The sequence below is a fragment of the Minwuia sp. IMCC3009 genome, from assembly GCF_029909415.1.
Taxonomy (GTDB): domain Bacteria; phylum Pseudomonadota; class Alphaproteobacteria; order Minwuiales; family Minwuiaceae; genus Minwuia.
In genome coordinates this window covers 3,633,013-3,654,736 of record NZ_CP123781.1, presented here as the reverse complement: position 1 = coordinate 3,654,736, position 21,724 = coordinate 3,633,013, and the positions used below count along the sequence as shown (strand labels likewise).

The 21,724-nt window shown below is 64.7% G+C and carries 20 protein-coding genes; 12 read left to right on the top strand and 8 right to left on the bottom strand.

All coding sequences use genetic code 11. From position 1 onward, the window contains the following. The first annotated feature begins 116 nt into the window (after positions 1-116). The gene (locus tag QGV55_RS17080; RefSeq protein WP_281019433.1) at positions 117-2,396 is read left to right on the top strand and encodes a polysaccharide biosynthesis tyrosine autokinase; all 2,280 of its coding nucleotides are present in this window, start codon (positions 117-119) and stop codon (positions 2,394-2,396) included. 48 nt (positions 2,397-2,444) lie between these two features. After that, a complete protein-coding gene (locus QGV55_RS17075) occupies positions 2,445-2,744 on the top strand; it encodes a putative quinol monooxygenase (protein ID WP_281019434.1) in 300 nt (99 codons plus the stop codon). A 90-nt stretch (positions 2,745-2,834) separates the two neighbouring features. Here QGV55_RS17075 and QGV55_RS17070 read toward each other — a convergent pair whose 3' ends face one another. From QGV55_RS17070 to QGV55_RS17055, 4 genes are all read right to left on the bottom strand, one after another. Further along, positions 2,835-3,203 carry a PilZ domain-containing protein gene (locus QGV55_RS17070; protein WP_281019435.1) on the bottom strand — a complete coding sequence of 123 codons (369 nt, stop codon included), beginning with the start codon at positions 3,201-3,203 and terminating at the stop codon, positions 2,835-2,837. A 277-nt stretch (positions 3,204-3,480) separates the two neighbouring features. Beyond that, positions 3,481-4,335 (bottom strand): MaoC family dehydratase, encoded by an 855-nt coding sequence (locus QGV55_RS17065; RefSeq protein ID WP_281019436.1) that lies wholly within the window; start codon positions 4,333-4,335, stop codon positions 3,481-3,483. An 82-nt stretch (positions 4,336-4,417) separates the two neighbouring features. After that, a complete protein-coding gene (locus tag QGV55_RS17060; protein WP_281019437.1) occupies positions 4,418-5,332 on the bottom strand; it encodes an SDR family NAD(P)-dependent oxidoreductase in 915 nt (304 codons plus the stop codon). 65 nt (positions 5,333-5,397) lie between these two features. After that, entirely contained in the window at positions 5,398-6,450 is a 1,053-nt protein-coding gene (locus QGV55_RS17055; RefSeq protein ID WP_281019438.1) for an alcohol dehydrogenase, read from the bottom strand. Between the two features lie 282 nt (positions 6,451-6,732). Between QGV55_RS17055 and QGV55_RS17050 the strand changes: the two genes are divergently transcribed. The 6 genes from QGV55_RS17050 (at position 6,733) to QGV55_RS17025 (ending at position 12,335) form a co-directional block, all read left to right on the top strand. Beyond that, positions 6,733-7,503 (top strand): ABC transporter ATP-binding protein, encoded by a 771-nt coding sequence (locus QGV55_RS17050; RefSeq protein WP_281019439.1) that lies wholly within the window; start codon positions 6,733-6,735, stop codon positions 7,501-7,503. Next, positions 7,500-8,213, top strand: coding sequence for an ABC transporter ATP-binding protein (locus QGV55_RS17045; RefSeq protein WP_348637680.1), 714 nt, complete (start codon positions 7,500-7,502; stop codon positions 8,211-8,213). The genes QGV55_RS17050 and QGV55_RS17045 overlap by 4 nt, the downstream gene beginning before the upstream one ends. Positions 8,214-8,229: 16 nt before the next feature. Then, positions 8,230-9,108, top strand: coding sequence for a branched-chain amino acid ABC transporter permease (locus QGV55_RS17040; RefSeq protein ID WP_281019441.1), 879 nt, complete (start codon positions 8,230-8,232; stop codon positions 9,106-9,108). Between the two features lie 2 nt (positions 9,109-9,110). Beyond that, positions 9,111-10,208 carry a branched-chain amino acid ABC transporter permease gene (locus QGV55_RS17035; RefSeq protein WP_281019442.1) on the top strand — a complete coding sequence of 366 codons (1,098 nt, stop codon included), beginning with the start codon at positions 9,111-9,113 and terminating at the stop codon, positions 10,206-10,208. Between the two features lie 87 nt (positions 10,209-10,295). After that, the gene (locus tag QGV55_RS17030) at positions 10,296-11,513 is read left to right on the top strand and encodes an ABC transporter substrate-binding protein (RefSeq protein WP_281019443.1); all 1,218 of its coding nucleotides are present in this window, start codon (positions 10,296-10,298) and stop codon (positions 11,511-11,513) included. A 111-nt stretch (positions 11,514-11,624) separates the two neighbouring features. Beyond that, positions 11,625-12,335 carry a class I SAM-dependent methyltransferase gene (locus QGV55_RS17025; protein ID WP_281019444.1) on the top strand — a complete coding sequence of 237 codons (711 nt, stop codon included), beginning with the start codon at positions 11,625-11,627 and terminating at the stop codon, positions 12,333-12,335. 28 nt (positions 12,336-12,363) lie between these two features. On the opposite strand, the gene QGV55_RS17020 is transcribed toward QGV55_RS17025, so the two are convergent. Both QGV55_RS17020 and QGV55_RS17015 read right to left on the bottom strand, forming a co-directional pair. Then, positions 12,364-13,752 (bottom strand): tetratricopeptide repeat protein, encoded by a 1,389-nt coding sequence (locus tag QGV55_RS17020; protein WP_281019445.1) that lies wholly within the window; start codon positions 13,750-13,752, stop codon positions 12,364-12,366. 68 nt (positions 13,753-13,820) lie between these two features. Then, positions 13,821-14,606 (bottom strand): DUF427 domain-containing protein, encoded by a 786-nt coding sequence (locus QGV55_RS17015; protein ID WP_281019446.1) that lies wholly within the window; start codon positions 14,604-14,606, stop codon positions 13,821-13,823. 129 nt (positions 14,607-14,735) lie between these two features. On the opposite strand from QGV55_RS17015, the gene QGV55_RS17010 reads away from it, so the two are divergent. After that, on the top strand, positions 14,736-16,328 hold the full coding sequence (locus tag QGV55_RS17010) for an AMP-binding protein (RefSeq protein ID WP_281019447.1): 1,593 nt from the start codon (positions 14,736-14,738) through the stop codon (positions 16,326-16,328). 60 nt (positions 16,329-16,388) lie between these two features. Beyond that, entirely contained in the window at positions 16,389-17,246 is an 858-nt protein-coding gene (locus QGV55_RS17005; RefSeq protein ID WP_281019448.1) for a TIGR01459 family HAD-type hydrolase, read from the top strand. Positions 17,247-17,369: 123 nt separating this feature from the next. Here QGV55_RS17005 and rpmG read toward each other — a convergent pair whose 3' ends face one another. Beyond that, complete coding sequence (gene rpmG / locus QGV55_RS17000; RefSeq protein WP_281019449.1) at positions 17,370-17,537, bottom strand: 50S ribosomal protein L33; 168 nt, start codon at positions 17,535-17,537, stop codon at positions 17,370-17,372. Between the two features lie 144 nt (positions 17,538-17,681). After that, positions 17,682-19,442 carry a gamma-glutamyltransferase gene (gene ggt, locus QGV55_RS16995; RefSeq protein WP_281019450.1) on the bottom strand — a complete coding sequence of 587 codons (1,761 nt, stop codon included), beginning with the start codon at positions 19,440-19,442 and terminating at the stop codon, positions 17,682-17,684. Between the two features lie 37 nt (positions 19,443-19,479). Between ggt and QGV55_RS16990 the strand changes: the two genes are divergently transcribed. Together QGV55_RS16990 and QGV55_RS16985 are read left to right on the top strand one after the other, a co-directional pair. Further along, positions 19,480-20,460 carry a P1 family peptidase gene (locus QGV55_RS16990; protein WP_281019451.1) on the top strand — a complete coding sequence of 327 codons (981 nt, stop codon included), beginning with the start codon at positions 19,480-19,482 and terminating at the stop codon, positions 20,458-20,460. Beyond that, the gene (locus QGV55_RS16985) at positions 20,457-21,722 is read left to right on the top strand and encodes an MFS transporter (protein ID WP_281019452.1); all 1,266 of its coding nucleotides are present in this window, start codon (positions 20,457-20,459) and stop codon (positions 21,720-21,722) included. The genes QGV55_RS16990 and QGV55_RS16985 overlap by 4 nt, the downstream gene beginning before the upstream one ends. Positions 21,723-21,724: the final 2 nt, after the last annotated feature.

The window sequence follows — 21,724 nt, the reverse complement described above, 5'->3', positions numbered from 1 at the left end:
TTGATGGCGATCACGCCTGTATTCCCACCATCACGCATGACGTTGTGAAACCGTCTGCCCAAGGGTATGGTCCGCGCAAAATTCGGCGGTTCCATCTCCTTAGCATCTGGTTGGGCATGAGCAACACGACATTCGGTACAGATATTCCCTCCGTCCGGTCCGAGCCTTCGGCGGCATCACGGATCAGCGACAGCATCGACGTGCGTCGGATCCTGTCGATCATCTGGCGACGGAAATTTCTCATTGCCGGCGTGACATTGCTGTTCGTTCTGGCCGGGCTGTATCAGCTGTCCCGCATAACGCCGATCTATTCCACCAGCGCGACGATCATGCTCAACAACAGGCAGACCAATGTGGTCGATATCGACAGTGTCGTATCGGGTCTGTCGACCAACAACACGGCGGTCGGCAGCGAGATACAGCTGCTGCGTTCGACACAGCTGCTGGAGCGTGTGGTCGAGAAGCTGCGGCTGGACGCGGATCCGGAGTTCAACTATCGGCTTCGCCCGCAGCAGAGCGGCAACCGCCTGATGGGGCTGGAGGCCTATCTGCCGCAGACGCTGGTCAACCGCTTGCTGGGTCCGCCCCGGGAACAGGAACCGGTGGCCGAACGCGCCGACCTGTCAGAGGCGGAGAGGCGCGCATTGATGCGGTCGATTGTCGGCGCCTTGCGCGGTGGCATGTCGGCGGGCCCGATCCCGAGTACGCTCGCTCTCCAGGTCGGTTTTTCGTCTCCTGATCCCCGGAAGGCCCAGTTGATCGCCAACACGATCGCCGAGCAGTACATCATCGATCAGCTTGAGGCCAAGTACGAGGCGACGCGACGGGCCTCTTCCTGGCTCAACGAGCGGCTGGAAGACCTGCGAAGCCAGGTCGAGCAGAAGGAAGCGGCAGTCGAGGCCTTCAAGGCCCAGCAGAGCAACAGGACCGGCCAGGGTGCCGCGCTGACATCGCAGCAGCTGACGCAGCTCAATTCGGAACTCGTGCTTGCGCGCGCCAACCGGGCGGAAGCCGAAGCGCGCTACAATCAGGTGGCGGGTCAGATCAGTGGCGGCGGCACCTCGGTGGCGGCCGAATCACTTTCGTCGCCTCTGATCGAGAATCTCAACCAGAAGCTGGCCGATCTGCGACGTCAGGAGGCCGAGCTGTCGACCCGCTATGCCGAGAAGCATCCGCGAATCCTGAACGTGCGCGCCGAGATCGCCGATACAAGTGCTGCGGTCGAACGGGAGGTCGAGAAGGCTGTCCGGTCGCTGCGTACCGAACTGAATGTGGCAACGGCGCGGGAGCAGACCCTGCAGCGCAGTGTGCGCCAGCTCGAGCAGCGGGCGTTCACCCAGGACCAGTCCTCGGTCGAGCTGAGGCAGCTTGAACGGGAAGCGGAAGCCACGCGCGTGCTCTATACGAATTTCCTTTCGCGCTTCAAGGAAACCAGCGAGCAGCAGGAAATCCAGCAGGCTGATGCGCGGATCATCTCGGCGGCAGACCTGCCGGGACGCCCGACCAGCCCGAATCGGTCGCGCTCCATGATGCTGGTGATTGCGCTCGGGTTGCTGGTCAGCGCCGGTCTCGTGATGCTGCTGGAGCAACTGGACAATGCCTTCCGTTCACCGGAGCAGATGGAAAGTGCCCTTGGCCTCGTGACCTTTGGCACCATTCCGCTGGTGAAGGGGTTCCGGAAGAACCGCTCGGACGTGCTGCAGTACGTGAGCGACAAGCCGACCTCCGGTCTGGCGGAGGCCTGTCGCAGCATGCGTGTGTCGCTGAACCTGTCGAACGTGGACAACCCGCCCGAGGTGGTTCTGGTCACGTCCTCGCTGCCTTCCGAAGGCAAGAGCACGACCGCTGTCCTGCTGGCGCACGCCATTGCCAATCAGGGCAAGAAGGTCGTGATCGTCGACTGCGATCTGCGGCGCCCGTCGCTGCATCACACGCTGAAACTCGACAATACCGTCAGTGTGCTCGAGGTTCTGACCGGTCGCAGCGAACTGGCCGAGGCCATTCAGACCGGCCACCCGTCAGGACTGCATGCCCTGCCGGCGCGCGAGACAGCGGCCCAGGCCATTGATCTGCTTTCCTCGAAGGCGTTCGAGCGCATGGTCAGCCAGTTGCGGGAGACGTACGACATGGTCGTGCTCGACGCCGCACCGACACTCGCGGTATCCGATGCGCTCGTCATCAGCCAGCTCAGCGATGCCCTGCTGTATGTCGTCAAATGGGATGACACGCCGCGGGAAATCGTTTCCTCCGGCATCGATCGGCTGAAGGAGAACGGCGTGCGGGTGACCGGCGCGGTTCTGGCCCAGGTCAACATGTCGAAGCAGGCCCGCTACGGCTACTATTACTCCGGCGCGAGCTACTACTACGGGAAGTACAAGAACTACTACAAGAACTGACCCTCGCGATCCGTCGGGATTGGGGGCATCGGCAACGGGGAGAGCGGCATGATCGTCGTCAGTGGTGTCATCCGGGTCGCAGCCGCCAGCGAGGGGGCCGCCCGCGCGGCAGCCCTGGAGGTGGCGCAGGCCACCCGCAGGGAAGACGGCTGCATCTCCTATGCCTTCTACGCCGACCTGGAGCAGGAAGGCACCTTCCGGGTCTTCGAGGAATGGAAGGACGATGCGGCGCTGGCGGCGCATTTCAGGACGCCACACATGGCCGCGTTCCGGGAAAAGCTGTCGAAGCTGGAATTCATCAGCCGCGAAGTGCACCGCTACGTCGTCACGGAATCAAGCCAGCTCTAGACGCAGTCGGACGGTGGAATGATCCGTATCGTTCCGGGGCTTCACCGGAGCCCTGGCGATCTGCCGCGGACGGGAACCCGACCGGCGATCTCAGCAGTGAATCGCCGAACCCTGCCAGGCGCGTGCGGAAGGCGCGTGACTGCGATATTCGCAGAGGATGACACTCTCGAAGAAGGTGACGGCTGACTGCGTGTCAGTCGCCGTTTCACGGAACCTGAGACCGATCTCGCCGGCGCGGCACCAGACCACATCCGCGATCGTCCGCAGACCGTTGAAGGTCACCTCGATCTGCTGAAGCGAGAAGTCGGCGAGATCGCCGATCTCCAGGCGGGCGCCCCCGAGGCTGATGTCCAGCAGGGTGGCGGAAAGCCGGAGGGCCTTGTCACCCAGTTCCACCATCGTGCGTCCCGTCAGATTGATGCGGGTGTGGTTGCGGCGGTTCTGCGGTCCTGATGTCATTCTCCTGCCCCTTTCCTGCTGAACCGCGGCACCTGGCTGCGCCTGCGGTCAGTCAGGGGAGGAGCAATCGCTGTGCCAGAATCAGCCCTGTGCCGGATCGGGACTCGGAGGCTGAAAGGCGCTCCTGTTTGAGGCAGGTCCCGGGAATCGTGTGCCAGTTCATGACGGGGAGAGGGATCTGCCCCGCGAATCGTGCCGACCGACAGCATCGTGCCTCCCCGGAGTCACGAAATGCTGCCTGCCGATCACAATCTGCACCACCCGTGAGGGCATGCGGTCATTCGATGGTCGCGTACCCGTTGTTCAGCACGACCACATCGCGCTCCAGCACCGTGGTGCGGAAGGAAATGTCATTGCCGTCCTGCCAGTATTCGGTACGCAGGGTCTCGCCCGGATAGACGGGGGAGGTGAAGCGCAGCCCCATCTTCTTCAGCCGGTCGCCATCATAGTCGCAGAGCGCCTTGACCAGGGCATGGCAGGCGATGCCGAAGCTGCACAGGCCGTGCAGGATGGGCGCCTTGAAGCCGGCGGCGGTGGCCACATCGGGATCCGCGTGCAGCGGATTGTAGTCGCCCGAGAGGCGGTAGATCAGGGCGGCCTCGGGACGTGTCGACAGGTCGACAAAGCCATCCGGTGCCCGGTCCGGCAGCGCATGGGGCTTCGGCGCAGGCTTCTCCGGCCCGCCGAAGCCGCCGTCGCCGCGGCCGAAGGTGGTGGAGGTCAGGGTGCAGACCTTGTCGCCTGACTCGTCATAGACCACACGCTCCGAATACATCAGCGCGCCCTTGCCGGCGCCCTTGTCGATGATCTCCGTCATCGTGGACTTGCCGGTCAGCTTGCCGTTGACGGGAATCGGCTTGTGGATCTCCATGCCCTGCTCCCCGTGCAGGACCTTGACCCAGTCGACACCGGTGTCTTCGTTCTTCACCCAGAAACCCGGCCCGGCGAGCACCACGGCCATCGAGGGAAAGACCTTCTGGTTGTCCTCGTAGGTATAGCGAAGCTGACGCTTGTCGAGCTGGTCCTGGCTGAGGCCGATGCCGAGCGCATAGATGATGGCGTCCCGGAAGTTCATGTCCTGGACACCGTCCGGAATCGGATAGTTCATCAGGTGATCGTAGTTGATGGCCATTGGTTGCTGTCCTCCCCTTGAGATCGAATGCCCGGGCCGGGAGGAGCCGGCCCCGTCCGGCCCGGGCAGCGCGTGAATTCGGTCAGACCGGATCCCAGCTGAAGATGTCGGCGGAGCGGTCGAGGTCGAAGAACGACTTCTCCAGCGACGGCATGCCGTGGTCGGCGATCGATTCCGGTGTCCAGCCCTCGCTGTTGTGGGTGGAGCGGATCGGACGCGGCTGGCTGAACAGGAAGATCTCGTTGCCCCGCACGCCGAAGATCTGGCCCGTGACATGGCTGGACTGGTCGGAACCGAGATAGACGGCCAGTGGCGCCTGCTGGGCCGGTGTCATGCGCTTGATCTTCTCCAGGCGCGCCTGCTGTTCCGGCGTGTCTGAAGGGATCGTGCCGATCATGCGCGACCAGGCGAAGGGCGAGATGCAGTTGGAACGGACACCGAAGCGGTTCATGTCCAGTGCGATCGACTTCGACAGTCCGGCAATGCCGAGCTTGGCGGCCGCATAGTTCGCCTGCCCGAAGTTGCCGATCAGGCCAGAGGTCGAGGTGAAGTGGATGTAGGAGCCCGAGCTCTGCTCACGGAAGTAGGGGGCCGCGGAACGGGCGACATTGAAGCTGCCCTTCAGATGCACCGCGATCACCATGTCCCAGTCGGGTTCGTTCATCTTGTGGAAGATGACGTCGCGCAGGATGCCCGCATTGTTGACGATGACATCGACCTTGCCGAAGGCATCGACGGCGGTCTTGATCATGTCCTCGGCATCCTTGCGCTCGGCAACGGAACCGAAATGCGGCATGGCCTTGCCACCCGCGTCGTTGATCGCCGCGACCACATCGCGTGCCGGCTTCTCGTCATTGCCGTCACCGGACACCGCGCCGCCGAGATCATTCACGATCACGGATGCGCCATGCGCTGCCATCAGCTTCGCGATCTCACCGCCGATGGCCCCGCCACCGCCAGTCACGACGGCAACCTTGCCGTCCATCAGTTTTGCCATCTCTTCTGTCTCCCCATGGCCGTTTCGTTGAACAGGTTGTTGTGCAGGTCAGCAGGCGGAGCGGATCAGGGCTCCAGCACCACACGACCGACGATCTTGCCCGCACGCAGGTCCTCCAGCGTCTCCCAGGCCGCATCCAGCGGGCGGGTGGCGACGGGCAGCGGCGGAACCTTGCCCTGCTTGACCAGTTCCATCAGCGCCTTCATCTCCGCCGGGCTGCCGACCATGGAGCCGCGCACGGTGATGTTCTTGAAGGCAAACAGCGGCACCGGCACCGTCAGCGCGCCGCCGAACAGGCCGACAATCGCCAGCACGCCGCTTGGGCCCAGCGAGGTGACGCCAAAGGTGGCTGTCTTGTCGGAGCCGACGAAATCGACAGCACCGGGCAGGCCGCCACCGGTCAGCTTGGCGACTTCCTTGCGGGTCGCCGGATCGGCGGGGTTGAACACATAGTCGGCACCGGCCGCCGTGGCGGCATCCAGCTTTGCCTGGTCGATGTCGAAGACGATGGTCTTGGCCTTGATCGCGGCCATCGCAATCATCAGGCCGGCCATGCCGACACCACCGGCGCCGATGATGCCGACGAAACCGCCAGCCTCCGCCGCATCCTTGACCTTCATCAGCGCGCCATAGGCGGTGATGCCGGAGCATGCATAGGTCGCGGCCAGCCCGGTCGGGACGCCGTCATAGTCGAACAGGAACTGCGCGTCCGGCACCATCACATGGGTGGAATAGCCACCGTCCACCTGGACGCCGAGGTTCCGGGGGGAGGCACAGAGCTGCGTGTTGCCGCCCTTGCAGGTGGCGCATTCCATGCAGCCGATCCAGGGATAGACGATACGCTTGTCGCCGACGGACACGCCCTTGGCATCCGGACCGACCGCGGCGACCTCGCCAACGATCTCGTGACCAAGCGTGAAGGGAAGCTTGCGCCCACGGGTCACGTCGGCCTTGTTGCCGCCGCCCATGTCGAAATAGCCCTCGTGCAGATGAATGTCGGAATGGCAGACACCGCATGCTTCGATCTTCACCAGAACCTCCGCACCCTGTGGTGTCGGCACGTCGTAGGTGAATTCCTTCAGTTCCGCCCCGTATTCGTCAAACTGCATGCTGCGCATGTGATCCCTCCCGGTATGATCAGATATGGCGGCACAATAGGCACGCCTGCGCGAGCGGACAACATGCACTATCCGCAATCGCCCCACCGGGACAATGCTTGACGACCGGTCTTTCCTTGCTATTAAAGCGAGCCAGTGCAGTGTACCGGAAAGTATCGACGGATACCGAATTCGGGAGCATCTGGTTCGGACCGGCATCAAGACCGGACGTGGTGGGATCAAGGGAGGCAAGCGATTGCGCCGAAATGCGACGCGATCGTGCACCGTCACAGGAGTGTGGCGATGAGCACGGAAATTCTCGAAGTCGAAGGTGTTGAGGTGCGGTTCGGGGGCATTGTTGCCCTGGACGGTGTTTCGTTCACCATGCCGGAAGGCAAGATCGTCGGCCTGATCGGCCCGAACGGAGCGGGCAAGACAACGCTCTTCAATTGCCTGAGCCGACTCTATGTCCCCAACGGTGGCGACATCCGGTTCAAGGGCAAGACGATCCTGCAGAGCCCGCCGCATCATATTGCGGATATCGGAATCGGCCGGACGTTCCAGAACCTGGCGCTGTTCAGCACCATGTCGGTTCTCGAGAACGTCATGGTCGGTGCCCATTCGGCGTCCAGCAGCGATTTCATGTCCAACGCGCTGCGCCTGCCCTGGCGCGGCCGCGAGGAACGCAGGCTGCGTGAGCGCAGCGCGGAGCTGATCGACTATCTGGGTCTGGGCGACGTCGCCCACACCGTGGTTGGCGGTCTGCCCTTCGGCACGCAGAAGCGGGTCGAGCTGGCCCGCGCGCTGGCTTCCGAGCCGGAACTGCTGCTGATGGATGAACCGGCCGGTGGCCTGAACCATGACGAGCTGGGGGAACTGGGCAGCGTCATCCAGCAGATCCGCGACGATCGTGGCATGACCGTGCTGCTGGTCGAGCATCACATGGGACTGGTGATGAGCATCTCCGACAAGGTGGTGGCCATCGATTTCGGCAAGAAGATTTCCGAGGGCACGCCCGAGGAAGTGCAGAACGACCCGGAAGTGATCCGGGCCTATCTGGGGACTGGTCACTGATGGCATTGCTGGAGATCAAGGGGCTCAAGGCCTATTACGGCCAGATCGAGGCGCTTCACGGCTTCGATATGGAACTGGAAGAAGGCGAGATCACCGCCGTCCTCGGCGCCAATGGCGCGGGCAAGACCACCACGCTGCGGTCAATCTGCGGCATGGTGAAGGCCGCGGGCACGATCACGGTCGAGGGCGAGAACGTCGTCGGCATGTCCACGGAGGCCATCGTCGCGCGCCACAAGATCGCGCATGTGCCGGAGGGGCGTGGCACGTTCGTCCGGGTCTCGACGGAGGAAAATCTCCGGCTGGGCGCATTCACCCGGCGGGACAGGGAGATCGAGAAGGATTACGAGCGCGTCTATCATTACTTCCCGCGCCTGAAGGAGCGTCGCAACCAGCAGGCGGGCACGCTGTCGGGTGGCGAACAGCAGATGCTGGCGGTGGGCAGGGCGCTGATGCTGCGGCCGAAGATCATGCTGCTGGACGAGCCGTCATTTGGCCTGGCACCGATCATCACCGAGGAACTGTTCAAGATCCTCGGCCAGATCAACCGGGAAGAAGGCGTCTCGATGCTGGTCGTCGAACAGAACGCCAACCTGGCGCTGGATATCTCCAAGAACGCGTATCTTCTCGAAACCGGCAACGTCGCCATGACTGGTCCTGCGGACAAGATCATGGATGACGAGCAGGTTCGCAAATCCTATCTCGGCTACTGACGGGGCATGAACTGACATGGATCTCTTTATCGAACAGACGGTCAGTGGGCTTGCATCAGGTGCGATCTATGCCTGCCTCGCCCTTGCCGTCGTCATGATTTACCAGGCCATCGACCACTTCAATTTCGCCCAGGGCGAGATGGCCATGTTCTCCACTTACATCGCCTGGTACCTGATGGATGATGCGGGCCTCGGCCTGCCGTTCTGGGTGGCGTTCTTCGTTTGCATCATCGTTTCCTTCATCGGCGGTGCAGCGATCGAGCGGATCGTCTTCGCGCCGATCAGCGACGCGCCGGTGCTCAGCCACATCATCGTCTTCATCGCGCTGTTCTCTATGTTCAACAGCCTTGCAGGCTTCATGTTCGACTTCACGCCGAAGCAATTCACGACCCCGTTCGGGCACGAGGCACTGATCGAGGGCGTGATCAGCTGGCATCGAGCGGGAATGGTCGGGGTAACGCTGATAATGCTGCTGCTGATCTATGCCTTCTTCCGTTACACGCCAATCGGCCTGGCGATGCGGGCGGCTGCGGCGGCGCCCGAGTCGGCGCGGCTTGTGGGTATCCGTGTGGGCTTCATGCTGGCTCTCGGCTGGGGCCTTGCCGCTGCAGTCGGGTCGGTGGCCGGCATGCTGATCGCACCGATCACGTTCCTGACACCTGACATGATGCTCGGCACCCTGCTCTACGGTTTCGCCGGTGCCGTGGTCGGTGGCCTTACCAGCCCGCTGGGCGCGGTCATCGGTGGCTTCATGGTCGGCATTCTCGAGAACTGGATGGGCACCTTCGTTGTCGGCAGTCAGCTGAAGCTGACCGTCGCGCTGGTGCTGATCATCGTTGTCCTGTTGGTCAAACCCGCCGGCCTGCTCGGCCGCGTGGTCGTTAAGAGGGTCTGATCATGGCAAGCACAGACATGGCCGGAAAAAGCGTCCCGGCATTCCTGAACCAGAATCCGAAGGACCGTATCCTCGTCCTGGGTGTGCCACTGCCGCTGCTGGAAAGAGTGTGTCTCTACGTCCTTCTCGCCGCAGTCGTCGTGTTGCCGATGGTCTATGACGGTTACGACATCTACGAGTTCGGCAAGATACTGATGTACATGCTGGCGGTGCTGGGCCTGAACCTGCTGACCGGCTTCAACGGGCAGTTCTCGCTGGGTCACAGCGCCTTCTTCGCGGTGGGTGCCTACGCAACGGCGATCATGATGGACCAGTTGGGCATGCCCTACTGGGCCACCATCATCCCGGCGGCCGCGGTCTGCTTTGTTGCGGGGTTCCTGTTCGGTCTGCCCGCGCTGCGGCTGGACGGCCTGTTCCTGGCGCTGGCCACCTTCGCGCTCGCCATCGCGACGCCACAGTTGCTGAAATATGACGGCATCGCCCATCTGACCGGTGGTGTGCAGGGTATCGTGCTCGATACGCCCTATCCGCCGGGCTGGGTCGACAGCATCGTCATGTCGATCACCGGTGAGGAACTGTCGCTTGACCGATGGAAGTACATGTTCACCGCGTTCGTTGCGGTGATCATGTTCGCGGGCGCCTGGAACCTGGTGCATTCGCGCACCGGTCGCGCCCTGATCGCGATCCGCGACAATCCGCTGTCGGCGAAGACCATGGGCATCAATACCTCGATGTTCAAATCGGCGGCGTTCGGTGTCAGCGCGATGTACACCGGTGTTGCCGGTTCGCTGTTCGCCATCATGGACGAGTATCTGGCGCCGGAAAGCTTCACCTTCGCGGAGGCGATCAAGTTCCTGGTCGGTGGCGTGATCGGCGGCATCGCCAGCCTGTTCGGCGCCATCTTCGGTGGCTGGTTCGTGCTGGAGATTCCGAACATCGCCGACCTCGCGGCCTCAAGCCTGGAGAACTACATCAACAATCCGCAGGGTCTGACCGGTCTGATCTATGGCCTGTTCCTGATCTTCACGGTCTATGTGATGCCGATGGGGGCCGCCGGCCTCGCGCAAATTTTGGTGCATAAGATCAGTACCAGGCGCTAGGATCACCGCATTCAGCCAACCGATTGTCCGGTACGGGCCGGGACCATCGGAGACGTACAAGCCCGACGTGCAACAGAGGAGACAGATATGAAACTGCTCACGACAACCATGGTATCCGCGGCTGCGCTGGCCGTTGCCATGGGTGCCGCCGAAGCGCGCAACGCGCCCGGAGTCACCGACAAGGAAATCAAGATCGGCAATACCAACCCCTATTCGGGTCCGGCCGCCGCCTACAGTTCGATCGGCAAGTCGATCGGTGCCTGCATGGACAAGTTCAACGCCGAGGGCGGTGTGCACGGTCGCCAGATCAACTTCATCTCGGTCGATGACGGCTACAGCCCGCCGCGCACCGTGGAACAGACCCGCAAGCTGGTCGAGCGCGAGAAGGTCGCCTTCGTCTTCCAGGGTCTGGGAACGCCGACCAACTCCGCCGTTCACACCTACATGAACAAGAAGAAGGTTCCGCAGCTCTTCGTTGCGACCGGCGCCACCAAGTGGGGTGACCCGAAGAACTTCCCGTGGACCATGGGCTGGCAGCCGAACTACCAGTCCGAGGGTGTCGTGTATGCGCGCTATGTCATGGCCCAGAACCCGAATGCCAAGATCGGTATCCTCTACCAGAACGACGACTACGGTAAGGATTACGTGCATGGCATGGAGAACGGGCTGGGCGACAAGGCCGGTTCGATGATCGTGGCCAGCGAGTCCTACGAGGTTACCGATCCGACCATCGAGTCGCAGATCGTGAACATCAAGAACTCCGGTGCCGACGTGTTCTACAACGTCACCACGCCGAAGTTCGCCGCGCAGGCGATCTCCAAGAATTTCGAACTGGGTTGGGCCCCGCTGCATCTGCTGAATTCCGTGTCGAACTCCATCGGCTCGGTGGTTTCCAAGGCCGGCTTCGAAAAAGGCCAGGGCATGATCTCCGCCGCCTACCTGATGGATCCGACCGATACGGAGTGGCATTCGCACGACGAGTTCAAGGCCTGGAACGCCTGGATGGACGAGTACTATCCGGACGGTGACAAGACCGACGCCTTCACCGCCTTTGGCTGGGCCGTCTGCCACACCATGATCAAGGTCCTCGACCAGGCCGGTGACGACCTGAGCCGGGAGAACATCATGGCGCAGGCCGCGAACCTGAAGAACTACCGCGCGCCGATGCTGCTGCCGGGTATTGCCGTCAACACCAGCCCGACGGATTTCTATCCGATCGAGCAGTGGCAGCTGCAGCGCCTGAAGGACAAGAGCTGGGAGCGTTTCGGTGACATCATCGATGGCGCCGTCGGCTCCGGTTCCTGACCGGAACGGCTGAACCAGACCTCAGGGATCGGGGGTCGTCGGCATGTCCGACGGCCCCCTTTCTTTGTCTGCGCGACAGGGATTGAACGCGAACCGGAGGAAGTTCTGGATATGGAAGGCGATCTTCTGGCGCATGCCCGCCGCATCATGGTCCCTGACCTGAGCGGAATCCTGGACGCCGTCCTGCAGGAAGTTCGTTTCGACAGTGCTGCGGAGCCGACCGTCTGCGTCCTGGGGGACGTTGCGGGCCGGTTCACGGCCAGGCTGGCGCACCGCCTGCCGAACGCGGTGATCACGCTTGTCGAGCCTTCAGAAGATGCGCTGACCCCTGCGCAGGAGCATCTGACCGGGCAGCCGCATCTGACGTTCCGTACCGGGGATCCTTTGCGGGTGCGCCTGCCCAAGCCGGCCGATCTCGTCGTCTGCCTGTTTGTGGCGCACCACATGACCGATGCGCAGAAGATCGACCTCTATTCCCGTACCTACCAGAGCCTGCGGCCGGGCGGGGTGCTGATCCATGCCACGCGTATCGCGGGAGAGGACGAGGTCCTGCACCAGAGGCAGCACTGGACCTGGCTGGCCGCCCTGCGGGCCATCGGGGTTGATGAGGCCGGGATCGCCAGGGCCCTCGCGACGAGCCGCGACGCGCGCCTGTCCCCCCTGTCCACCCACATCGACTGGATGCGACAGATCGGGCTGGGGCATGTGGACTGCGGTTACCGGCGGGGCGCCTTCGCGGTCCTGTCCGGGGAGATGCCGACGGACCCGCAGGCACGACCGTGCAACCTGTTCGGCGTGGCGCGCATGCTGAAGCGCGGTTGACCCGGTCGCCACCCGCGATGCAGTGCCGTCAGGCCGCCAGCGTCGTCGCCTTGTCCCGTGCGGCTGCCGCGGCTGACTGTTCACCCGCGAGTTCCATCGCGCGCGCATGGACATTCCAGTTATAGGGGCTGCTCGGCTTCTGATCGACGCGTTCCGCCGACAGCGCGCGGGCCAGTGACGCGCGTCCGGCGGCAATGGCGCTTTCCAGCAGCACCCGCTCGAAGATGTCGCGCTGCGCGTGACTGCCGCCCACCAGCGCGAACTGTTCCCGCAACGGCAGCAGGATATCCACCACCTGGTCATGCCGTCCCTGACGGGCATCGATGATGGCTTCGGTCAGGGCGATGCCGACCTGGCGGTAGACGGCGCCCTGACTGCTGGTCTCATCGACATTGGCGTTGCGCATGCGTTCCAGCAGGTCGCTGGCTTCCGTCGGCCGGTCGGTGGCCCCCAGCGCCATGGCATAGTGCACATCGGCGAAGCAGAGCAGATGGTCGCTCACGCGCTCAGCCGAGCGGCTGGCCAGTTCCTCCCAGCGATTGCCGACATCGCCACCTTCCTGCTCCAGCCGCCAGAGCAGCGCCGTGCCATTGGTGATGTCGAGGTATTCCTCCGTCGATTCCGCACGGATTTCCCGATCATAGAGATCCAGGACTGTCGCGTGATCACCCAGTTCCAGATGATAAAGCGCGCGGTGCCACCAGACATGGAAGCGGAAATTGTTGGTGCCGGAAGCCCAGTGCTGCTCGTGCGCGGTGATCCAGCCGATGCCTTCCCGGTGCCGTCCCTGCATCTCCATGATGTGCGCCCCGGCATGAATGCCCCACAGGTCTGCCGGATTGATCTCCACCGCCCGGCGGGCATGGGCCTCGGCGGCGGCATACTCTCCGTTCTCTTCCAGTCCGAAGGCATGGATGGCTTGGATGTAGCCCGCGCCCGGCTGGTCCATGGTCCAGAACGGCAGCACCCGGGCCGAAGACAGGCGCATCGCCCTGCCGCCGCTGGTGTAGAAATGCAGGTAATGGCTCAGGCGCAGGGCCATGGGGTCAAGCGGATGGTCCAGCAGGATGGCCTCGAACGCGGAGGTCGCCCGGCCCCAGTCCCCGTCCGCCCAGGAATCGAGCGCGGTCATATAGTGTCTTTCCCGCATGCTGACCGTACCGCCCGCGACCACTGTCCGGGCCGTGTCGCGCGCGGCCAGGCCGCGCACATGCATCTTCGGCTGGCAGAACAGCAGAAAGAAGAAACCGCTGAAGATCAGCCCCAGCGGCATCTCGGGATCGGCCGTCATGGCGGCCTTCAGGTGAGCGCCGGTATCCAGGCGGAACCCGAGATAGGACATGACCGTCCGATCCAGGGCATCGACCGCCGCACTGTTGGCTGCCGTGACCGGATTGCCCCACTGGTCCTGAAACATCTGTGATCCCCTGTTGTCGTCTCCACCGGCAGACAGGTTACGGCAGGCGGCGCGCCAGGCAAGCCGAACTATTTCGGCGACCACTTCGTCCGGGGGCGATCCTGCAGCCGGCCATCGACGCGAATGTCCACCCGCTCGTTGAAGAAGCAGTGATAGTCCCGGATCGGCGCCGCCTCCCGGACCGGGTTGGCATAGTGCCAGACCAGGTTCTCGTGCCGTGTCCCGTCCAGGTCCACATGGTGGTAGTCGGCAACACCCTTGTAGGGGCAGGCGGTTTCCAGTTCGGAAACGACCAGCAGATCGGAACGCAGGTCCTCCGCCGGGATGTAGTAGCGCACGGGCAGGCCCGTCTCGAACAGGAACAGCGCGCGCATGCTGTCCGCCAGCACGGTGCCCTCCAGGCTGATCTCGACCCGTCGGCTGGAGGGCAGGATGTCGACCCGGACATGCGGGTCACGGGCGTGGACGAAGATCTCCTCGTCCTCCTCCAGCCAGCGGTCCATCCGGTTCCAGTAGAACGCGGCATGGCCCTTCAGTTCGGGAACCGCGCTGATCGGATCGGGATAGGACCAGAGCGCGTTCTCCGCGACCCGGTCGCCGACCGTGATGTTCCAGTAGCTGGCGTCGCCCTTGAAGGGACAATGGGTCGAATGATCCGTCGGTACCCGGAACCGTTCGGGAATGTCCTTCAGCGGGATGTAGTAGACCGGCGGGATCGGCGGCTCGAACAGCAGCAACGCCTCGGTGGTGTCAGCCACTGTCTCCCCGTTGAACCGGACGCGGATGCGTTTCGCACAGGGTTCCGTGGTGACGCGGTGCGCCTGTCTGGCATCCGTCCTGGCGGCATCGGGCATGGCGGGTTCTCCTGCGGCGGCGGGCGACGGGGGCAGGGTGGGGCATGCGGCTGCGACAGGCAAGGATTGCATGGCCTGCCCCGCGCGTTGCATTTCCATTCCGGGATGAAGCGCCATAGAATTTCCGGCATGACAAACCTGACTGAGTTTCTCGGGATCGCGGCCGAACGGGCCGGGGACCGTCCGGCACTGATCTACCGTGATGCACCCGTCAGCCATGCGGAGCTCGCCGCCGCGTCCCGGCGGGTGGCCCGTGGCCTGGCCGACCTGGGTGTCGGACGGGGGGATCGGGTGGCGCTGTGGATGCCGAATGCGCCGGCCTATCTGGCCGCCTTCTTCGCCTGCGCCCGGCTGGGGGCCATTGCGACGGCGGTCAATACCCGCTACCGCGCGATCGAGGTCGGGGACATCGTCGGGCGCTCCGGGGCGAAGGTGCTGTTCTGCTGGCCGGGCTTCAAGGGGATCGATTTCGCCGGAATCCTGGCCGATGTGGACCCGGCGCAGCTTTCAGGTCTGGAGCATCTGGTGGTCTATGGCGAGGATGATGCCGCCACCACCGACCTGCCGGACATACCCGGTGTGAAATCGGTCGCCTATGCCGACCTGGATGCCGCGGCGGAGATGATGGAGGACCAGGCGGACGCTGGCCTCGGCTGTGCCATCTTCACCACCTCCGGCACCACCAAGGCACCGAAGTTCGTGCTGCACCCGCAGTCCAGCATTGCCGATCATGCGCTGGAGATCGCCGATACCTTCGGCTGGCGTGACGACGGCGTGACGATCCTGCAGCCGATGCCGTTCTGCGGTGTCTTCGGCCTCACCCTGGTCACCGGCGCCCTCGCGTCGGGGCGGACTTCCGTGGTGATGCCCTTCTTCGACACGGCGGAGGCGGTGCGGCTGATGCACGATTATGCCATCACCCATACCGCTGGCTCCGACGACATGTACAACATGATGCTGGGTGCGACCGACGATCCGGTACCGTTCCCGAAGTTCCGCTATGGCATCTTCGGCAGCTTCAATGCCGCGCTGGACGATATTGCTGAGCGGGCCGACTCGCGAGGCATGACGCTGGTGGGTGTCTACGGCATGTCGGAGGTGCAGGCGCTCTATTCCCACTGGGATCCGGAGGCTCCGCTGAGCCAGCGTCGCATGGGCGGCGGGCTGCTGACCTCACCGAAGGCCGCGATCCGTGTCCGCGACCCGGAGAGCGGCAAGCTGCTGGGCGTGGGGGAACCGGGGGAACTGGAAGCCCGTGGTCCGTCGCAGATGATGGAATATTTCCTGAACCCGGAAGCAACGGCCGAGACGATCACGGAAGATGGCTTCATCCGTACCGGCGATCTGGCTGAACTGACGCCGGAGGGCGGTTTCATCTTCCTTTCCCGCATGGGCGACGTGCTGCGGCTTGGCGGCTTTCTCGTCGCCCCGGCGGAGATCGAGGCGCGGGTGCTGGATCATCCGTCGGTGAGCGACGTGCAGGTGGTCGGTGCCACGGTCGGGGGCCGGAACCGCGCGGTCGCCTTCGTGCTGTCGGATGACGCGGCAGCATTCGACGAGGATGCGGTCATCGCCTTCTGTGCGGAGGGGCTGGCACGCTACAAGGTTCCGGCGCGGGTTGTCGTTCTGGATGCCTTTCCGACCACGCAATCGGCCAATGGCATCAAGATCCAGAAGGCGAAGCTGCGGGCCATGGCTGATGGGCTGGACGGCAAGGGCTGAGACCTGTATCGCAGGCGCACGATCCACAGGACCACTGCCCTATCCACAGGATAGCCGACCATGACCGTGCCAGCCATTGACCATCTGGAACCCCTTGCGCGGGAACACGACGCGTTCCTGTTCGATCTCTGGGGTGTCGTCCACAATGGCATGCGCGTGTTCCCCGGATCGTTGCGGACCCTGCAGGGGCTGGCGGCCCAGGACCGTCCGGTGATCCTGCTGTCGAACGCGCCGCGCCTGGGCCAGGACGTGGACCGGCGGCTGCAGGAAATGGGCATTGCCCGTGACCTCTATCGCCGCGTTGTCGCCTCCGGCGATCTGGTCCGGCATGCCATGGTCACGCAGGACGCGCCATACGGGCGCAGGTACCTGTTCTGGGGCAAGGGGGCGGACCGCTCCATCCTGGCGGGCCTGGACTTCGAGGAAGTGACCGATCCGGCCGCCGCCGATTTCCTGCTCTGTGCCGGCCTGGACGATGTGACCACCGAAACCGTTGCCGACTACCAGCCGCGCCTGCAGTCGGTGCTGGATGCCGGTCTGCCGCTGGTCTGCGCCAATCCGGACTATGTGGTGCAGCATGGCGACACGCTGGAACCCTGCGCCGGGGCGCTGGCGCTGGCCTATCAGGAGATGGGCGGCACCAGCCACTGGTTCGGCAAGCCGTTCGCCAATGCCTACGACTATTGCCGCACCGAACTCGCCGGTCTGGATTTCGGCCGCAGCCTGATGATCGGCGACACCATCCGCACCGACATCCGGGGTGCCACCGATGCCGGGATCAGCGCCGTCCTCGTCGCCTCCGGTGTCCATGCGGCAGATTTCGTGAAGGACGGGACCGTGGATACGGATGCCGTCTCCGCCGCCTGTGCGGAGGCAGGCGTCGCGCCGCGCGCCGTCATGGCGATGCTCGACTGGTAGGGCGTCGCGGCGGAGGCCGGGGGCAGCCCGGGCCGCGTTCCGCCACACGCAAAAAGGCCGCGGTGCAGCACCACGGCCCTGGCAGATCGGCAAACCCGGATGAGAACGCCCGCGAAAGGGTCGTTACTTGATCTTGGCTTCCTTGAACTCGACGTGCTTGCGCGCGACCGGATCGTACTTCTTCAGCGCCATCTTCTCGGTCAGCGTGCGCGGGTTCTTCTTGGTGACATAGTAGTAGCCCGTGCCAGCCGTGCTGACGAGCTTGATCTTGACGACGGTTGGCTTGGCCATTGGTCACTTCCTGCTCTGAAGCGGTGAATTCAGGTGGCGGAAAATAGCCCCGATGCCGGTATTGTCAAGCACTGTGGCCGGACAGGACGGGGGGCGGCGGGATTCAGGCGGCTGCCGGACAGCGCCAGCCTCCGCCCGACGCCGTCAGCCCCCACCGGACAGCACCACCCCTTCCCGGCGGGGGTCCGCCCCGCCCCGCAGGACACCGTCCACCTGCTCGATCCCGTGCAGGCCGCTGTTCAGGGTGCGTAGCCGGACGCTGTGGCCCATGGCGGTCAGTTCCTCCATCCGCTCGGCGATCGGCGTGCCCAGTTCCAGATCCGTGTCGCCATTGCGGTTGGTGTGGTGCGGCAGGTCGATGGCGGCCTGCACATCCAGACCCCAGTCCAGCACCGCAACGATGGTCTTCGCGACATAGCCGATGATGCGGCTGCCGCCCGGAGAGCCGATGGCGAGGCGCAGGCTGCCGTCACCGTTGAGGACAATCGTCGGCGACATGGAACTGCGCGGACGCTTGCCTGGCTCCACCCGGTTCGCCACCGGCCGACCGTCACCGTCGGAGGGACGGAAGGAGAAGTCGGTGAGCTGGTTGTTGAGCATGAAGCCGCCCACCATCAGCCGCGACCCGAAGGCATTCTCCACGGACGAGGTCATGGAAACCACATCACCGGCCCGGTCGATGACGGTGAAATGGGTCGTGGAGGGCTGGCTGAGGTCGGCCCCGCGCTGGAAATTCCAGGTGTGGTCCAGCGGGTCGCCCGGCTCCACCGGGCCACTGCTGCGATCCAGGTCAATGGTTGCGGCGCGCCGCTTCAGATAGGCCGGGCGCAGCAGCGCCTCGACAGGCACATCGACGAAGTCGCTGTCGGCGAGGAACAGGCCCCGGTCCGCATAGGCGCGGCGCTCCGCCTCTGAAATCAGATGGATGGCGCGAGCGGATCCGGGCGCGGCGTCGGCGATGGGCAGGTGATAGAGCTGCCCCAGGATCTGGGCGACGGTCACGCCGCCGGACGTCGGCGGCGGCATGCCGCAGACCCGGTAGCTGCGGTAGGGGGTGCAGATCGCCGTCCGCTGCTTCGCCTCATAGCGGAACAGGTCGCCCTGGGTCATCACACCGGGGTTCGTGGCATGTCCCTGAACGGCGGCAACGATGGCTGCGGCCAGGGGGCCGCGATACATGGCCTCGGCCCCGTTCCAGGCAATATCGGCCAGCGACCGGGCGAGCGCGCTGTTACGCAACTGGTATCCCACCGGCAGCGGCTCGCCGTCCCGGTAGAAGAACCGGCCCGCCGCGTCCGACTGCTTGAGGAACGTGTCGCGGGCCAGCAGGTAGTGCAGGCGCGGGGTGATGGCGAAGCCATGCGTCGCGGCCTCGATGGCTGGCGTGAACAGGTCCGCCCATTTCAGCAGACCGTGTTTCTGATGCGCCAGTTCCAGCATGCGCAGCACGCCGGGCACGCCCACTGCCCGGCCCCCCACCACCGCCTCGAAGAAACCGAGCGGCTTGCCCTCCGCATCAAGGAACAGGTCCTCCGTCACCGCCTTCGGTGCCGTTTCCCGCCCGTCGAAGGCCGTGACCTCGCCGGTGGCAGAGTCCATGTGCAGCATGAAGGCACCGCCGCCGATGCCGGATGACTGCGGTTCGACAAGTGTCAGCATGGCCTGGATGGCGATGGCGGCATCCACCGCCGAGCCGCCAAGCGCTAGCATCTTCATGCCCGCCTCGGCGGCCAGCGGATGGGCTGCGGCGACCATCTCGCGGCGCAACTCGGCCTGCGCGGGTGCCGCGAACAGGCTGCCCAGCATCAGCAATGCGAGCAGCAGCCGGGCCGTCAGGGGTGCGGATGCCGACCATCTGCACTGCGTCGCGCCCGTCTTGCCACCCGTGCCTGAAAGGAGTCTCATCACGTCGACCTTTCTCGTTCGCCGCAGGAATCTGTTCATGCCCCAGACCGGCCCCCGCAATCTGATCACGGATGTTCCCGGCCTGAAAGTCGGCAATGCGGAAGATAGCGCGGCGATAACCGGTGTCACGGTGATCCTGCCCGACCAGCCCTGTGTGGCTGCCGCCGATGTTCGCGGTGGCGGCCCCGGCACGCGGGAGATCGACGTGATGCAGCCGGAGAACCTGGTGGACCGGATCGACGCCGTTGTGCTCTCCGGTGGCTCCGCCTTCGGTCTGGATGCGGCGGGTGCGGTGATGAACCGGCTGGCGCACAGGGGGCGCGGCTTTGCCGTCGGCCCGCATCACATTCCCATCGTGCCCGCCGCGATCCTGTTCGATCTGATGAACGGTGGTGCGAAGGACTGGGGCGAGGACCCGCCCTACCGGCACCTGGGCCGCGCGGCGCTGGACGCGGTGACGGAGGATTTTGCGCTGGGCAATGTCGGGGCCGGGATGGGCGCGACCGCCGGGCCGCTGAAGGGGGGGCTGGGCTCTGCCTCGCTGGTGCTGGACGACGGCACCAGCGTCGGTGCGCTCGTGGCCGCCAATCCGACCGGTTCCGTGGTGATGGATGACGGCCGCACCTTCTGGGCCTGGGCGCTGGAACGCGACGGGGAGTTCGGCGGCAATCCGCCACCGGGCAGGGTCTCGCCCGACGACAGCGGCATCGCGACGGCCCTGCCGGGGGCAAACACGACCATCGCCGTGGTGGCGACAGACGCGTCCCTGAACAAGGGGCAGGCGAAGCGTGTCGCGATGATGGCGCAGGACGGTCTGGCGCGGGCCATTCGCCCGATCCACACCCCCTTTGACGGGGATACGGTCTTTGCCCTTGCCACGGCCCGGCGCAGCGGTGAGCCCGACCCGGCTGCACTCAGTCAGATCGGCGGTGCCGCTGCGGATTGCCTCGCGCGCGCTGTCGCCCGCGCTGTCTGGTGCGCCGAACCTGTCGCCGGCATCCCGGCCTACCGGTCATGAGCGGCGATGCAGCAGGCGGCGCGCCGCCGGCCGTCGCGGAGCAGAATCCCTATGCCTGGGTCATGGTCGCGGTGGCCTTTGGTCTCCAGACCCTGGCGTTCGGCGGTGTGGGCTCGGTCGGAGTCTTCCTGAAACCGCTGACGGCGGAGTTCGGCTGGTCACGCGGAGAGGCGTCAGCCGGATATACCGCGCTGGCGCTGTCGGCGGCGCTGTTCGGCATCCTCTGGGGCTGGCTGGCCGACCGGAAGGGCGCGCGCAACATTGCCCTGTTCGGCGTACTGATGATGGGGATCTCCTTCTTCGCCCTCAGCATGACCGGTGCGCTCTGGTACTATTACCTGATGTATTTCGCGTTCGGCGCGCTGGGCAACAGCGCCGTGGGCACCCCGATCTATGCCACGGTCGGATACTGGTTCAGCCGCAATCAGGGGCTTGCCATCGGCGTGATGGCCGCCGGGGGCGCGTTCGGTCAGGCGGTGGTACCGTTCGCCGCGCGGCTGCTGATCTCTGCCTGGGACTGGCAGACCGCCTATGCCACCATCGGCATCGGCTTTCTGGTGCTGGGCATTCCGCTCGCCCTGCTGGTGCGTGACCCGCCGACCCGTGTCGTCACCGTCGGTGCGGGCGGTACGCCGTCTCCAGCGGCCGAACCGGATCCGCCCGCGCCGCCGCGTGTCGTCATTCCGTTTCTCAGCTCTGCCGCCTTCTTCTGCTGCATCTGCATGGCGGTGCCGATTGTCCATACGGTCGCCCTGGTGTCCGACCGGGGTATCGCGCCGGAGGCGGCGGCCAGCGTGCTGCTGGTGCTGATGATCGCCGGGATCGGGGGCCGCATACTTGGCGGACGGCTCGCGGACATGGTGGGGCCGGTCAACGGCTGGATGCTGATGTCCTTCGGCCAGACCGTGCTGGTCTTCGCCTTTCCCTTTGTCGAGGGACTCTGGGCCACCTGGATTCTGGCCGCTGTCTTCGGCCTGTTCTATTCCGGTGACATGTCGTCGATCCTGGTCACCGCACGCATGATGATTCCTGCGCGCATTGCCGCGCGATCCATGGGCATCATCATCTTCTTCGGCTGGCTCGGCATGGGGATCGGTGCCTGGGTGGGCGGCTTCATCTTCGACCTGGCGGGCAGCTACGTCTGGTCCTATGCGGTCGCTGCCGGTGGCGGCATCGTCAACCTGCTGATCCTGTGCGGCTTCCGCTTCGTCCTCTCGAACGGTGGCTACAGCCGCTCCCCCAGCCTGCTGGTGCGCCAGTAGGG

Coding starts and splice junctions, on each gene's coding strand:
- QGV55_RS17030 (WP_281019443.1), top strand. CDS start 10,296: ATGAAACTGCTCACGACAACCATGGTATCCGCGGCTGCGCTGGCCGTT.
- rpmG (WP_281019449.1), bottom strand. CDS start 17,537: ATGGCCAAGCCAACCGTCGTCAAGATCAAGCTCGTCAGCACGGCTGGC.
- QGV55_RS17035 (WP_281019442.1), top strand. CDS start 9,111: ATGGCAAGCACAGACATGGCCGGAAAAAGCGTCCCGGCATTCCTGAAC.
- QGV55_RS17010 (WP_281019447.1), top strand. CDS start 14,736: ATGACAAACCTGACTGAGTTTCTCGGGATCGCGGCCGAACGGGCCGGG.
- QGV55_RS17075 (WP_281019434.1), top strand. CDS start 2,445: ATGATCGTCGTCAGTGGTGTCATCCGGGTCGCAGCCGCCAGCGAGGGG.
- QGV55_RS17025 (WP_281019444.1), top strand. CDS start 11,625: ATGGAAGGCGATCTTCTGGCGCATGCCCGCCGCATCATGGTCCCTGAC.
- QGV55_RS17060 (WP_281019437.1), bottom strand. CDS start 5,332: ATGGCAAAACTGATGGACGGCAAGGTTGCCGTCGTGACTGGCGGTGGC.
- QGV55_RS17055 (WP_281019438.1), bottom strand. CDS start 6,450: ATGCGCAGCATGCAGTTTGACGAATACGGGGCGGAACTGAAGGAATTC.
- QGV55_RS17005 (WP_281019448.1), top strand. CDS start 16,389: ATGACCGTGCCAGCCATTGACCATCTGGAACCCCTTGCGCGGGAACAC.
- QGV55_RS17050 (WP_281019439.1), top strand. CDS start 6,733: ATGAGCACGGAAATTCTCGAAGTCGAAGGTGTTGAGGTGCGGTTCGGG.
- QGV55_RS16990 (WP_281019451.1), top strand. CDS start 19,480: ATGCCCCAGACCGGCCCCCGCAATCTGATCACGGATGTTCCCGGCCTG.
- QGV55_RS17065 (WP_281019436.1), bottom strand. CDS start 4,335: ATGGCCATCAACTACGATCACCTGATGAACTATCCGATTCCGGACGGT.
- QGV55_RS17020 (WP_281019445.1), bottom strand. CDS start 13,752: ATGTTTCAGGACCAGTGGGGCAATCCGGTCACGGCAGCCAACAGTGCG.
- QGV55_RS17040 (WP_281019441.1), top strand. CDS start 8,230: ATGGATCTCTTTATCGAACAGACGGTCAGTGGGCTTGCATCAGGTGCG.
- QGV55_RS16985 (WP_281019452.1), top strand. CDS start 20,457: ATGAGCGGCGATGCAGCAGGCGGCGCGCCGCCGGCCGTCGCGGAGCAG.
- QGV55_RS17070 (WP_281019435.1), bottom strand. CDS start 3,203: ATGACATCAGGACCGCAGAACCGCCGCAACCACACCCGCATCAATCTG.
- QGV55_RS17015 (WP_281019446.1), bottom strand. CDS start 14,606: ATGCCCGATGCCGCCAGGACGGATGCCAGACAGGCGCACCGCGTCACC.
- ggt (WP_281019450.1), bottom strand. CDS start 19,442: ATGAGACTCCTTTCAGGCACGGGTGGCAAGACGGGCGCGACGCAGTGC.
- QGV55_RS17080 (WP_281019433.1), top strand. CDS start 117: ATGAGCAACACGACATTCGGTACAGATATTCCCTCCGTCCGGTCCGAG.